The 14,221-nt window shown below is 65.6% G+C and carries 9 protein-coding genes; 1 reads left to right on the top strand and 8 read right to left on the bottom strand.

Annotation, left to right across the window (positions count from 1 at the left end):
• Nucleotides 1-42: 42 nt before the first annotated feature.
• From P9272_RS20405 to P9272_RS20375, 7 genes are all read right to left on the bottom strand, one after another.
• Nucleotides 43-786 carry a hypothetical protein gene (locus P9272_RS20405; protein ID WP_278161938.1) on the bottom strand — a complete coding sequence of 248 codons (744 nt, stop codon included), beginning with the start codon at nt 784-786 and terminating at the stop codon, nt 43-45.
• The gene (locus P9272_RS20400; protein WP_278161937.1) at nt 783-1,655 is read right to left on the bottom strand and encodes a glycosyltransferase family A protein; all 873 of its coding nucleotides are present in this window, start codon (nt 1,653-1,655) and stop codon (nt 783-785) included. The genes P9272_RS20405 and P9272_RS20400 overlap by 4 nt, the downstream gene beginning before the upstream one ends.
• Nucleotides 1,655-2,593 carry a glycosyltransferase family 2 protein gene (locus P9272_RS20395; protein ID WP_278161936.1) on the bottom strand — a complete coding sequence of 313 codons (939 nt, stop codon included), beginning with the start codon at nt 2,591-2,593 and terminating at the stop codon, nt 1,655-1,657. Before P9272_RS20395 ends, P9272_RS20400 begins: the two co-directional genes overlap by 1 nt.
• Nucleotides 2,594-2,711: 118 nt before the next feature.
• Entirely contained in the window at nt 2,712-3,596 is an 885-nt protein-coding gene (locus P9272_RS20390; protein ID WP_278161935.1) for a transglutaminase family protein, read from the bottom strand.
• A gap of 100 nt (nt 3,597-3,696) precedes the next feature.
• On the bottom strand, nt 3,697-6,111 hold the full coding sequence (locus P9272_RS20385) for a circularly permuted type 2 ATP-grasp protein (protein ID WP_278161934.1): 2,415 nt from the start codon (nt 6,109-6,111) through the stop codon (nt 3,697-3,699).
• A 6-nt stretch (nt 6,112-6,117) separates the two neighbouring features.
• The gene (locus P9272_RS20380) at nt 6,118-9,477 is read right to left on the bottom strand and encodes a transglutaminase family protein (protein WP_278161933.1); all 3,360 of its coding nucleotides are present in this window, start codon (nt 9,475-9,477) and stop codon (nt 6,118-6,120) included.
• A 105-nt stretch (nt 9,478-9,582) separates the two neighbouring features.
• Complete coding sequence (locus P9272_RS20375; protein WP_278161932.1) at nt 9,583-10,773, bottom strand: acyl-CoA dehydrogenase; 1,191 nt, start codon at nt 10,771-10,773, stop codon at nt 9,583-9,585.
• 103 nt (nt 10,774-10,876) lie between these two features.
• Between P9272_RS20375 and P9272_RS20370 the strand changes: the two genes are divergently transcribed.
• On the top strand, nt 10,877-11,788 hold the full coding sequence (locus P9272_RS20370; RefSeq protein WP_278161931.1) for a LysR family transcriptional regulator: 912 nt from the start codon (nt 10,877-10,879) through the stop codon (nt 11,786-11,788).
• Here P9272_RS20370 and P9272_RS20365 read toward each other — a convergent pair whose 3' ends face one another.
• Nucleotides 11,789-14,110 (bottom strand): Tex family protein, encoded by a 2,322-nt coding sequence (locus P9272_RS20365; RefSeq protein ID WP_278161930.1) that lies wholly within the window; start codon nt 14,108-14,110, stop codon nt 11,789-11,791. It lies immediately after the preceding gene.
• Nucleotides 14,111-14,221 lie beyond the last annotated feature (111 nt).

The following is a 14,221-nucleotide window of genomic DNA, read 5'->3' as shown; positions in this document are numbered from 1 at the left end:
TAGATAAAGCCGCGCGCCGATAACTGGTTCCGAACGAGCTTTTCAGTCGCGCCGGTTGACGGAGAGATCCGCCATCCAGAGCCCGCCGTCGTCCGCATGGGCGGGAAAGTAACCTCGTCCGGCCGGTACGCCTTCGAGGATCATTCCCGCCTCGTCCACCAGATAGTCGTAGCCGATCTGCTGCAGCCGGCGATCCGGATCGAGACGATTGTAGAGGTCGCGACGCGCCGCGCGCCGCTTTGGCTCGATCATCTTCAAGTGATAGAGATTGAGACCGCTGTCCTTGAGCCTGAAGCCCATGTCGTCGGGAAACCACGCGCCATGCAGATCCTTCGATCGATAGCGGTCGGGGTGATAGGCCCCAAAAAGCCTGTGCTGCATTTTCCGGCCCCAGGGGCCGTCGACGCGGTAGCTGGCCGGCGTGTACATCTCCCGGCAGCGGAATCCCCACGCGACATGCCTGGACCCGCTGACCAGCCGGCCGATCCGGCTGGCGACAGCGTTTTCCAGCCTTTCGTCGGGATCCATGGCCAGAACCCAATCCGCGCCCGCCTCATGGGCCGCCCCAATAAGCGCGCGCCGCCTCTCAGGCTCGCTGCTGAAAATCCCCTCCGAGGCGCGGTCGTCATAGGCGACCCAGCCGTCAACAATCGGGTCCAGGTTGGCCATTAGATCGGGCACGAGATGTTGATCGTAGCGATAGCTGAACACGGCGACGATCTTTTGCCGCGACCAAAGCCATCGGCCGCGCCGCCGGCGCGCCGGCTTCATCTCGACGGTGATCATCGGCGACAGCCCGTCTTGTCGCCATGCCGGGCGCCGACGGACGCCCCCAGCGATTTGGCGAACAAAGCCATCCACACGATCGGCAGCGACAGCCTTGCGAAAATCATTTCCTTGCCGGGCAGGCCCTCTTTGGCCAGCTTGCCGACGTTACGCCAATCCCGAAACACCTTGCGGAACGGGCGCACGGGTTTTCCGGCCTCGACGGATCCGAGATAGGCGCCGTACCGGCGTCCGCGCCGATACTGGTCAGCAAGCAACTTGGACAGGCTCGTCTCGTTGCGATGGATGGTCAGGACCCGCGGTTCCCAGACGGGCCGCAGAGCTTCCGGCAGTCTGGCCATGAATTCGGTGTCTTCTCCCGACCTCATCCGCTCGTTGAAAACCCCGTATCGCTCGAACAGCGTCCGGTCGAACGAGACGCCGTAGCGTTGCGCCTTCTCGGCCGGAAGACCGGGCAGGCGTCGCATGTAGGTAACGAGATATGCCGCGCAGGCGATTGGATTGCGCGGGTGGCTGTTGGCGACGGCGCTCGCCACCGCCGAAGCGCCCTCCCGGTGGCGCAGCAGCCGGACTTCGGCCCATCGCGGACAGGCCACGCAATCATCCGCAAGGAAGGCTATGAAGGGCGCCTTGGTGGCCGCAACGCCGCGATTTCGAGCGGCGCCGGCAAACAGCCGTTCCTCGACATCAATGACCCTCACGTGGATGCCGGCATTGGCAAGAAGCCCTTTGGCGTTGCCGCCGCCGGAATTCACCACCACGATTTCAAGCGGAATATTCTGGTCGAGGACCGACCTGACTGCGCCCCTCAGTTCGGCCGGCGCCTTGAAACCAATCACCACGACGGCGAGGTCCGGCCGCTCGGCCATCAGGCGCGTTGCGGTTGGGCGGCCGGCGCCGAAAACCGGCGCCGCAGCGTGATCTTCGCTCGATAGCGCATGCAACGCCAGACGTCCGCGCTCGCCCGTGGCGCGGCTTCGGCCACGTTGAGAAATCTTGCCGCCTTGTCGAAATCGCCGCGCGCATAATGAACGCGCGCGATCTTCAACGCGACGAGGCCTTCCCTGATCTTCAGCGACCGCTCCGCGATGCCGCAGGACCGGAGGCGGCGCAGGGCCATGCGCCATTCCAGGAAGCGCGCGGCAGATCTGACCGTGAAACGATCGTCGGAGCGCTCCGCCGACACGAAATAGATGAATATTGGTTGGGTCACGATCGCGAGCGAAGCCCCGGCCATCACGCGCGCCCAGAACAGGGTATCCTCATCATAGGCAAGACCGGTCGCGAATCTTGTCTCGCCTATGAGCCGCCTCGACAGCAGAGCGCTGCCGACCGCGATCGACCGTATCCGTCCTTCGAGATAGGCGCAGGCATTGGCCGGTCCACTTGCCGTGTAGCCGCCCGGCAGCTTGGTCGACCGCTCCCCGCCATCGACCCTCCGGCGGTAGGCGCCGACGGCCATGTCGGCTCCGGGTTGGGCCTTGGTGGCGGTCGCCAGCAACATACGCAAGCCGCCTTCCAGATGAAGATCGTCGGCGTCGATCATGTAGATCCAGGGAAAGCGGGCTTGCTCCAGCGCCAGGTTCCTGGAGCCGCCGGCGTCGCGGCAGCTCGACTTGATCACGCGCAGCGGCAAGCCAAGCCGCAATGCCGCTTCCACGGCAACGGCGGCGGTGTCGTCGGACGATGAATCCTCGACCAGAAGCACCTCGCCGATAACCGCTTTTTCCGATGCCAGCGAGGCGAGCGTCCGGGCAATCGTCCGCGCCGCATTGTGTGCCGGAATGATGACGCTGACTGCTTCCAAACCTGTCTCCGCGCCGCAGCCGATCCGCAAGCGGCCGCCGATCCCCGTCAATCTCAATGCTCACGATATCGGCCGCGCCCGTGCTTGAGAAGCGTCTATCGGGCGATCGGGATTGCCGTCACACCTTTTCCATGGCGACCGGAATGACGTCGACCGCCTGCTCGCCGACCTGGCCGCCCGTCGTCTTGAGCACGCCGACGATCGGCGCTACGTCGGAATAGTCGCGGCCGTACCCGACGGTGATATGATCGTTGCTCGCCCGCATGCCGTTGGTCGGGTCGAATTCCTGCCAGCCGGCATCGCGGCCGCACCAGGCCTTGACCCAAGCATGCATGGCATCCGCGCCTTCGAGCCTCGGCTTGCCCTTCGGCGGAATGGTGCGCAGGAAGCCGCTGACATAGCCGGCCGGGATGCCCAGCCCGCGCAGGCCGGCGATCATGATATGCGAGAAATCCTGGCAGACACCGCGCTTCAGGAGGAAGGCGTCGCTCGCCCGCGTCTGCACCGTGGTCGCCTTGCCGTCATAGGCGAAATCGCGATGGATGCGATTGCACAGATCGGCGGCCGTGGCCACCGTCGAGGAGGCCAGGCTGTCCCGCGCGTAGGCGGTGATCGCCGCATCGATGCCGGCATGGTCGCTGGCGCCGAGGAAATGGTGCGGCGCGGAGGGCGATAAGGAGCGCACCAGATCGAGCTCCGCCCTCAGCCCGCTTAAATCGGGAGAGACATCGAGGTCCGGCTCGGGCCGCAAGACCGATACGCGTGCATTCATGCGTATGTCGAGCGTCTCATGCGCATCGCGAAAGGCGATTGATGTGACGTTGTTGCCGAAGAAATCGGAAAAATCGGCGCGCTCGGCCGGCATCGGCTGGAAGGACAGCGAGGCGGCGATCACGCGCTGCACCCCGGCGATCGTCTGCGGCATGACGCGCACCTGGTGCCGTCCGCCGCCGGCGGCCGCCGCATAGTCGTAATGCAGATGGAGTTTGATGTCGTAGAGCATTAAAGCAATTCCAGCAAAAGTGCGCAGCGGTTTTGCGTCCGGAATTGCGCAAAAACAAAGAGTTGGAGCATTGGAGGCGATCCTTTTCGCTGGAAATGCTCTAACTGAAATAGGCCTTTGCGAGGCTGTTGTAGAGATCGCCGATCTGGCCGGCGAAGTCGTCGAGCACCTTGGCGCTCATGTCCGACGGCTCCATGACGGCGATTGCGGTGTTGAGCTGCAGGATCTCCTTGGCGGCCGGCGACATATGCCCCTCGCCGCCGACCGACGGCAGCATGCCGATCTCGGCCTTCAGCCGCTCGAGCTGGAACAGGATCGAGCGCGGATTGAGCGGGTCGAGCGCGAGCAGGTCGATGACCGTGCGCCGCCCGGCCTGCACCGGATATTGCCGGCGATGAGTCATGACGCTGTCGCCGATCTCCAGCATCATGTCGAGCGCGCCTTCCGGCGCTCCGTTCCCGGTCAGCCGGCTAAGCGTGCGGGCAGTCTGGATGCCGCGCTCCAGCCTGCGGCCGATCTCAAGGAAACGCCAGCCTGTGAAGCGGTACATGTTCTCATGCAGCAGGCCGGAAAAGCCGGCGAGCTTGCGCAGCATCACCGTCATCGCCCGCGTCGCGTCGTCTCCGGGCGCGACCGTATTGGCGAATTTGTGGATGGTCTTCGACAGGTCCTTCAGCGCCAGCCAGCCATCGGGCGAGAAGCGGTCACGAATCTGGCCGGCGCTGTAGACCGCGCTGTCCAAGCTCCCGATCAACCCCGATGGTATCGCCGTTTCGACGTCGATGCCGAACGGCTCGAGATAGTCCCTGATATCGGCCAGCAGCGGGATGTCCGGGTCCGACGTCTCGGCGAGGCGCACGTGATAGGCGCGCAGCACGCGCACCGTGTCTTCCGAGCGCTCGATATAGCGGCCGAGCCAGGTCAGGTTCTCCGCCGCGCGGCTGGGCAGGCTGCCCGGCATGGTGCGGGTGAAGCTCTCATGCTCCTGCGGCAGCAGCGTTTCACGCTCGACCGGCTTGTCGCTGACCACCCAGACATCCGCGGCCTGGCCGCCGCGCTGCATGGCGATCGCCGTCGGGTCGAGCGAGAAGCCGACGCGGGCGAAGCCACCGGGCATCACCGTCCAGCCTTCGGGCGTGCGCGCCAGATAGACGCGCAGGCTGGCGGGTCGTGGTTCCAGCGAACCGCCGACAAACACCGGCGTGGTCGACAGCGTCACCGCTTCCTGGCCGACGAAACCGGCGCCGTCCGCTTCGATCCGCGCGACGAGCTCGGCCCGCTCGCCGGCCGATAGGGATGATCCGAGCCGGGTCGCCGCCCCGTCGTCCTCGAAGGCGAGCCGGGTCGACAGCGCCGGGCCGACCACCATGCGGTCGATGTTGGCAAGCACAAGGGCGCGATCGCTCTCCTGCCCGCACCACCAGGTGGCGATGTTCGGCAGCTTGAGCTCGTCAGCCTGCAGTTCGCGCGCGATCCTGGGCAGGAAGGACAGCAGCGCCCGCGTCTCCATCAGGCCCGAGCCCAGCGCATTGACGGCCGACACCGTGCCGCGCCGGATCGCCTCGACAAGCCCCGGCGTGCCGATCTGCGAGTCCGGCTTGAGTTCCAGCGGGTCGGCAAAAGCGGCATCGAGCCGCCGCCACAAGACGCCGATCGGCATCAGGCCGGAAACGGTGCGCACCATCAGCCGGCCGCCGGAAACGGTCAGGTCCTCACCCTCGAGCAGCATGATGCCGAGATAGCGGGCGATATAGGCGTGCTCGTAATAGGTTTCGTTGAGCGGCCCCGGCGTCAGGATGGCGACACGGCCGCCGGAATCCCTGGCCATGCCGTTCAGCGCGTCGCGGAAGCGGCGGAAGAAGCCGGCGAGGCGATGCACATGCATCTCGCCATAAATGTCCGACAGCGCGCGCGTCGTGGCGACACGGTTCTCCAGCGCGAAGCCGGCGCCCGACGGCGCCTGGGTGCGGTCGCCCAGCACCCACCAGCGGCCGTCCGGGCCGCGGCCGAGCTCGAAGGCGACCATGTGCAGGAAATGGCCGCTGGCCGGCCTCACGCCCACGATGGGGCGCAGATATTCCGGGCTCGCTGCGATCAGCCCGGCCGGCAGGATGCCCTTCTCGATCAGCCGGTTCGGTCCGTATATGTCGGCCAGAATCGCCTCGAACAGGTCGGCGCGCTGGACCAGCCCGGCGCTGATCTCAGCCCATTCCTGCTCGTCGATCAGCAGCGGAACATAGGCGAGTGGCCATTCCCGCTCATTCGTGCCTGCTTTGTCATAGACGCGGTAATAGACGCCGGCGTCGCGCAGATACTGGTCGGCGCGGGCAAAACGCTGCCCAAGCCGCTCCGCCCCTAAACCGTCGAGCGCGTCGATGAAGGAGCGCCAGGCCGGACGCGGGCTGCCCGACGCGTCGACCATTTCGTCCACGACGCCTTCGATCGGACGGTAGCGTTCCAGCAGGCCCTGCGCCCGCGGCCTGCTGCCCGCCCGTTTCTGATTCCCCTTGGCCATTGTCGATCAGAGTCTCGCTGGCCGCCTGAGGTCAAGGGTCATGGGGAACTCTTCAGAGGCTTCTTCGTCACGCAGCACATAGCCGCCCGGCGTATGGCCGCGCGGCTCAAACCGGGCAAGCCGCCGGGCCTCGGCCTCGTTGCCGTTGACGGGGAAGCTGTCGTAATTGCGGCCGCCCGGATGCGCGACATGGTAGACGCAGCCGCCGACCGAGCGGCTCGACCAGCGGTCATAGATGTCGAAGACCAGCGGCGTGTTGACCGGCAGGGCCGGATGCAGGCCCGACGCCGGCTGCCAGGCCTTGAAGCGCACACCGGCCACCGCGACCTCGCGATTGTCTGTGACCTTCATCGGCACGATTCGGCCGTTGCAGACGATGACGTGACGCTCCGGATTGAGGCCCTCGGTCCGCACCTGCAGCCGCTCGACGGAAGAATCGACGAAGCGGACCGTGCCGCCGATCGCGCCCTGCTCGCCCATCACATGCCAGGGCTCCAGCGCCTGCCTCAATTCCAACTTGACGCCGGCATGCTGAACCTCGCCGCAGAAGGGGAAGCGGAATTCGAGCTGGGCCGCGAACCATTCGGGACGAAAGTCGAATCCGTTAAGCTTCAGATCCTCCAGCACATCGAGAAAGTCCGCCCAGACATAATGCGGCAGCATGAAGCGGTCATGCAGCGAAGTGCCCCAGCGCACGAAACGGCCGTCGAGCGGGTTCTTCCAGGCGCGGGCGATGATCGCGCGGACCAACAATTGCTGCGCGAGGCTCATACGCGCATTGGGCGGCATCTCGAAGCCGCGGAATTCGATCAGCCCGAGCCGGCCGGTCGGGCCGTCCGGCGAGAACAGTTTGTCGATGCAGATTTCCGAACGGTGCGTGTTGCCGGTGACATCGGTCAGGAGGTTGCGGAACAACCGGTCGACCAGCCATGGCAAGGGCGCATTGCCCTTGTCCGGATGCGGCACCTGCGCGAGCGCGATCTCCAGTTCATAAAGGGAATCGTGCCGCGCCTCGTCGAAGCGCGGCGCCTGGCTGGTCGGGCCGATGAACAGGCCGGAAAACAGGTAGGACAGCGACGGATGCCGCTGCCATTGCAGCACCAGGCTCTTCAACAGGTCGGGCCGGCGCAGGAACGGGCTGTCATTGGGCGTCGCGCCGCCGACCACGACGTGGTTGCCGCCGCCGGTTCCGGTATGGCGGCCATCGATCATGAACTTGTCGGTGCCGAGCCGCGACTGCCGTGCCTCCTCGTAGATCGCCGTGGTGGTGGCGATGCATTCGTGCCAGTTGGCGGCCGGGTGGATGTTCACCTCGATGACGCCGGGATCCGGCGCCACGCGGATGACGTTCAGGCGCGGATCGTGCGGCGGAGCATAGCCTTCGATATGCACCGGCAGGCCGATGGCCTTCGCCGCGTTCTCCGCTGCCGCCACCAGTTCGAGATAGTCTTCCAACGCCTCGACCGGCGGCATGAACACGCAGAGCCGGCCGTCGCGCGGCTCGACGGTGAGCGCGGTGCGCACAGCGCCGCCGATCTCGGTCAGTTGCTGCTCGACCCGGTCCTGCTGCGCGGTCGCTGAGGTGAAAGACACGGCCTGCTGGCGGCGTGCCATTTCGTCCGCTCCTTCCAGCTCAGCTGGCGACGGTTGGGGCAAGATGGCGTCGCGCACCGGCAGCGCGCCGCGCGGCACCGAGGGATCGACCGGCACAACATAAGGGAATTGCGCCGGCGGAACATAAGGCAGTGTGCCGAGCGGCAGGCGATAGCCGACCGGTGAGTCGCCCGGCACCAGGAACAGGCGGCCCCGCCTTGTCTTCCATTTCTCCGAGCGCCAGCGCTGTCCAGCGGCCTGGCTGTTCCAGCGCTGCACCGGCAGCACATAGCCCGATGGCTTGGTCAGCCCGCGCTCGAAGACACGCGCCATGCGGCTGCGCTCCTCCGGGTCTTCGAGCTTCGAATTGGACGGATCGACATTGTCCGGCAGCCTGCCTTCCTTGAGCAGCCATTCGGCCGGATCCTCATAGGCCTCGCTCACCATCGCCTTGTCGATGCCGAGCTCGCCGGCGATCGCCGTGAGCAGGCTTTCGGCCTGTTCGGGTCCGACCGCGACGTTGCCGTTCTCGCGGGCGATCAATGACGGATCGCGCCAGACCGGCTCGCCATCGGTGCGCCAGTAGAGGGAGAAGGTCCATCGCGGCAGGCTCTCGCCCGGATACCACTTGCCCTGGCCATAATGCAGGAAACCGCCCGGCGCGAAGCGTTCGCGCAGCCGGCGGATAAGTTGGTCCGCCTTGTCGCGCTTGGTTGGGCCGACGGCGGCCGTGTTCCATTCGGCGGATTCGAAATCGTCGATCGACACAAACGTCGGCTCGCCCCCCATGGTGAGCCGCACGTCCTGCTCGCGCAGAACGGCATCCACCTCGCTGCCGAGAGCATCGAGCGCTTCCCAGCTCTCGTCCGAGAACGGCCTGGTGATGCGCGGATGCTCGGCGATCCGGTCGACTCGCATGTCGAAGCCGAAATCCACATTGGCGAAGCTCGCCATGCCGGAGATGGGCGCTGCATTGCGATAGTGCGGCGTCGCCGCCAGCGGCACATGGCTTTCGCCGGTGAGCAGGCCGGAGGTCGGGTCGAAGCCAATCCAGCCGGCACCGGGAATATAGACCTCGCACCAGGCATGCAGATCAGTGAAATCGACCGACGTTCCGGGCGGCCCGTCGAGCGACACCAGATCGGGCTTGAGCTGGATCAGATAGCCGGAGACGAAACGCGCGGCGATGCCCAGATTGCGCAGGATCTGCACCAACAGCCAGCTGGAATCCCGGCACGAGCCCTTAGCCGCGGCGAGTGTCTCCTCCGGCGAATAGACGCCGGTCTCCATGCGCACGATATAGGCGATCTCGCGCTGCAGCCTGGCATTGAGGTCGACCAGAAAATTGACGGTGTTTGCCGGACTGCGGTCGATGCTCGCCAAAAACTTCGTCAATAGTGGCCCGGCTGGCTCCGGCGTCCTGTAGATGGCGAGGTCTTCCCGTATCTCCTCCGGGTAGTCGAAGGGAAAGCTCTCAGCCGATTCCTCAACGAAGAAATCGAACGGATTGTAGACCGTCATGTCGGCGACGAGGTCGACCTCGATCTTGAGCTCGGTCACCGGCTCCGGGAAGACGAAGCGGGCGAGGAAGTTTCCGTAGGGGTCCTGCTGCAGATTGACGAAATGGTTCTTCGGCTCGACCTTGAGCGAATGGCTGAGCACCTTGGTGCGCGAATGCGGCGCCGGCTGCAGCCTGATCACCTGGGGACCGAGCACCACCGGCCGGTCATATTTGTAGTGGGTCAGGTGATGGACGGCTGCCAGTATCGCCATGGTGCCCCGGAGTTCGGCGTTTCAATCCGCCGAACCCTGACATAAATGCTGGCCATTCTCCAAGCAGAGATGTTGCGCTGCACCTAATTTAAGCAGCGTGCCGGCTCAGAAAAACGCCTGGATGCTGGTCTGCGCCCTTCCGAGGATCAGCGCATGCACGTCATGCGTGCCTTCATAGGTGTTCACCGTCTCCAGGTTCTGCGCATGGCGCATGACGTGGTAGCCGATCTGGATGCCGTTGCCGCCATGCATGTCGCGGGCCTGGCGGGCGATGTCGAGCGCCTTGCCGCAATTGTTGCGCTTGACGATCGAGATCATCTCCGGCGCCATCTTGCCTTCGTCCATCAGCCGGCCGACGCGCAATGAGCCCTGCAGGCCGAGCGCGATCTCCGTCTGCATGTCGGCGAGCTTCTTCTGGAAGAGCTGCGTGCCGGCGAGCGGCTTGCCGAACTGCTTGCGATCGAGGCCGTATTGCCGCGCCCGGTGCCAGCAATCCTCGGCGGCGCCCATAGCGCCCCAGGAAATGCCATAGCGCGCCCGGTTCAGGCAGCCGAACGGACCGCCGAGGCCCCTGGCGTTGGGCAGCAGCGCCTCTTCGCCGACCTCGACGCCTTCCATCACCACTTCGCCGGTGATCGAGGCGCGGAGGCTGAGTTTGCCGCCGATCTTCGGCGCCGAAAGCCCCTTCATGCCCTTTTCCAGAATGAAGCCGCGAATCTGGTTGTCATGCGCGGCCGACTTCGCCCAAACGACGAACACGTCGGCGATCGGCGCGTTGGAAATCCACATCTTGGAGCCGGAGAGCTTGTAGCCGTTCGCCGTCTTTTCGGCGCGCGTCTTCATGCCGCCCGGATCGGAGCCGGCATCCGGCTCGGTCAGACCGAAGCAGCCGATCCATTCCCCCGACGCCAGCTTCGGCAGGTATTTCTTGCGCTGCGCTTCCGAGCCATAGGCATGGATCGGATACATCACAAGCGAGGACTGCACGCTCATCATCGAGCGGTAGCCGGAATCGATGCGCTCGACCTCGCGCGCCACCAGGCCGTAGGTCACGTATCCGGCGCCAAGACCGCCATATTCCTCCGGAATGGTGATGCCGAGCAGGCCCGCCTCGCCCATCTCGCGGAAGATCGAGGGGTCGGTCTTCTCGTCTGCGTAAGCCTCCTCGATCCGCGGCGCCAGCTTGTCGGCCGCGAAGGCGGCTGCGCCGTCGCGCACCATGCGCTCATCCTCGGACAGTTGGTCCTCGATCAGGAAAGGATCGTTCCACACAAAGGCATTCTTCTCGGCGGCCATGCCTGCTCTCCCGGCAATTTCTTAGGTGCCCGGCTTATCGGCCTCCACATGCAAAAAATCAAACGAAATTGCATCGCGGATCAATGAGCGTTAGTAATGGATCATGAACGCCCAGCGCCGCCTCTTGCCCAGCACCGCCGCGCTTGCCGCCTTTGAGGCCGTGGCACGGCTCGGCTCCTTCACTGCAGCGGCTCGCGAGCTCGACCTGACCCAGGGCGCGGTCAGTCGGCAGATAAATATGCTAGAAGAGCAGTTCGGTCGCCGGCTTTTCGAGCGCGACAGCCGCAATGTCCGGCTGTCGGCGGCCGGCGAGACCTACGCCGAAGCGGTACGTTCCGCACTTGGCCAGTTGCGCGACGCTGCGCTCGGATTGATGAGCAATCGGCATAGCGGCGTTCTCAATCTTGCCATCCTGCCGACCTTCGGCACGCGATGGCTGATGCCCCTGATCCCGGATTTCGTCGCCCGCCACCCTGACATCACGATCAACTTCGCCACCCGCATCGGCCGGTTCGACTTCGCCCGCGAGAGGCTCGACGCCGCCATTCATCACGGCATGCCCGACTGGCCGGACGCCGACTGCACACTCTTGACGCGCGAAACCGTGGTGCCGGTGGTTTCACCCGAGTTTCTCGCTGCTCGCGCGATCGCCACAGCGGCCGACATTAGCCGCCTGCCGCTGCTGCATATGGCGACCCGTCCCGGCGCCTGGAGCGAATGGTTCGAGCATCAGGGGCTCGAGGCGCCGACCGGGCCCGGGATGCAGTTCGAGCAGTTCGGCACGGTCGCCCAGGCTTGCATGGCCGGGCTTGGCGTCGCGCTGCTTCCGGAAATCCTGATCTCAGGCGAATTGCAGCGCGGCCAGTTGGTGCCGGCGCCCGGCGAACCAATGCAGAGCCGCAGCGCCTATTATCTGATCGTGCCGCACGACAAGCGCGGCCACCCGCCGGTCGCCAGTTTTCGCGACTGGCTGCTGGGCCAGATCGGCAAGGAGCCGGCTGTCCTCGCCTGGTAGCTACTTGCGCTTCATCGCCTCCGCGAGCGCGGCCCCGAACGCGCCCTGCGAAGGCCGCTCCGGCTGGCGTTGTGGCGCCTGAGATCGCGGCGCCGGCTTGCCGCGACCGTGGTCGCGCTGGCCGCCACGGGGCGCCCCGCCCTCGCCACCGTCCTTGCGCATCGATAATCCAATGCGCTTGCGCTTGATGTCGACATCGACGACACGCACTTTCACCACGTCGCCGGCCTTCACCACCTCATGCGCGTCCTTGATGAAGCGGTCGGCGAGTTGCGAGACATGCACCAGCCCGTCCTGGTGCACGCCGATATCGACGAAGGCGCCGAAGGCCGCGACATTGGTGACGGTGCCTTCGAGCAGCATGCCTGGTTTCAAATCCTTGATGTCGTCCACCCCTTCCGCGAAGGTCGCAGTCTTGAAGCCGGGGCGCGGATCGCGTCCGGGCTTTTCCAGCTCGGCGATGATGTCGCGCACCGTCGGCAGGCCGAAGCGCTCATCGACGAATACGCGTAGATCCAGCGCCTTGAGCGCGGCGCTGTCGCCCATCAATGCGCGCACGTCGCGGCCGCAGGCGGCAACGATCTTCTTTGCCACGCCGTAGGCTTCCGGGTGCACCGAGGACGCGTCGAGCGGCTCCGAGCCGTTCGGGATGCGCAGGAAGCCGGCGCTTTGCTCGAACGCGCGCGGCCCGAGCCGCGACACCTTGAGCAGGTCCTTGCGGCTGGCAAACGGCCCGGCCGCGTCGCGATGCGCGACGATCGCCTCGGCGAGCGACGGCCCGAGCCCCGACACACGGGCCAAGAGCGGCGCCGACGCCGTGTTGAGATCGACGCCGACGGCGTTCACCGCGTCCTCCACCACCGCCTCCAGCGAGCGCCCGAGCCGGTATTGGTCGACATCGTGCTGGTACTGGCCGACGCCGATCGACTTCGGCTCGATCTTGACCAGCTCGGCCAACGGATCCTGCAGGCGTCGGGCGATCGACACCGCGCCGCGCAGCGAGACATCCAGGCCTGGGAACTCCGCAGCAGCCGTGGCCGAAGCTGAATAGACCGAGGCACCAGCCTCGCTGACGATAACTTTGAGCGGCTTCGGCCCGGCGCCGGCTGGCAGGTCCGACAGCATGTCGGTCACCAGCTTCTCGGTCTCGCGGCTGCCGGTGCCGTTGCCGATCGAGATCAGCTCGACCTTATGCTCGCGGATAAGCGCTGCGAGTTCGGACTGCGTGCCGCGCACGTCGTTCTTCGGCGGGAAGGGATAGACTGTCGTTGTCGCCACCAGCTTGCCGGTGCCGTCCACCACCGCCACCTTGACGCCGGTGCGAATACCCGGATCGAGACCCATCGTCGGCCGCGAGCCGGCGGGAGCGGCAAGCAGCAGATCCTTCAGATTGCGGGCGAAGACATGGATCGCCTCTTCCTCGGCGCGCTCGCGCAGATCGCGCATCAGATCGAGCGTCAGGTGCAGGGACAGTTTTATCCGCCAGGTCCAGCCGGCGACCTCCATCAGCCATTTGTCACCGGGCAGGCTGCCGCCGATCGCATAGGCATTGGCGATCATGCGCTCGACCGGCTTCACCGGCGATTGATCGTCCGCATCGACCTCGATGTCGAGCGACAGAACCTCTTCGTTGCGGCCGCGCAGCATGGCTAGAGCGCGGTGGCTTGGCACGCCCGCCCAGCGCTCGACATGATCAAAATAGTCGGAGAACTTCGCGCCGGCCTCCTGCTTTCCGTCGACGACTTTTGCGCGCAGGAAGGCGCGTTCCTTCATATAGGCGCGCAGCTTGCCGACCAGATCGGCGTTCTCGGCGAACTGCTCCGACAGGATGTCGCGCGCGCCCTCGAGCGCCACCTTGGCATCCGCCACCTCTTCCGTGACATAGGCGAGCGCCAGCTCGGCCGGTACTTTCGAGCGATCGGCAAGGATCGCCTCGGCGAGCGGCCCGAGGCCACGCTCCCTGGCGATCTCGGCCTTGGTGCGGCGCTTCGGCTTGTAGGGAAGATAGATGTCTTCCAGTTCCGCCTTTGTGGCGGCCGCCGCTATCTTGGCTGCCAATTCCTCGGTCAGCTTGCCCTGCTCGCGGATGGAACTGACGATCGTCTCGCGCCGCGCGTCGAGCTCGCGCAGATAGGCGAGCCGCTCGGAAAGATCGCGCAACTGCGTATCGTCGAGCCCGCCGGTGACTTCCTTGCGATAGCGGGCCACGAACGGGACCGTCGCGCCTTCGTCCAGCAGCCCGATCGCCGCCGCCGCCTGCTCCGGCCGCGCGCCGATCTCGGCCGCGATGACTGCTGCGATGCGCTTGATGTCCGATGCCATGCCGATCCCTGTCGAAAAGAGGGGCGACCATAGGCCGGGAGAGCTGCTACGCCAACCGCAACGGTTTCATCATGCGCCGAGGGTCCACAGAAAAACAGCCCTTGGACCAGC

The organism is Mesorhizobium sp. WSM4976, from assembly GCF_029625685.1.
Classification (GTDB): Bacteria; Pseudomonadota; Alphaproteobacteria; order Rhizobiales; family Rhizobiaceae; genus Mesorhizobium.
The sequence above is the reverse complement of the archived record's forward strand: the minus strand, read 5'-3'. Positions and strand labels throughout refer to the sequence as shown.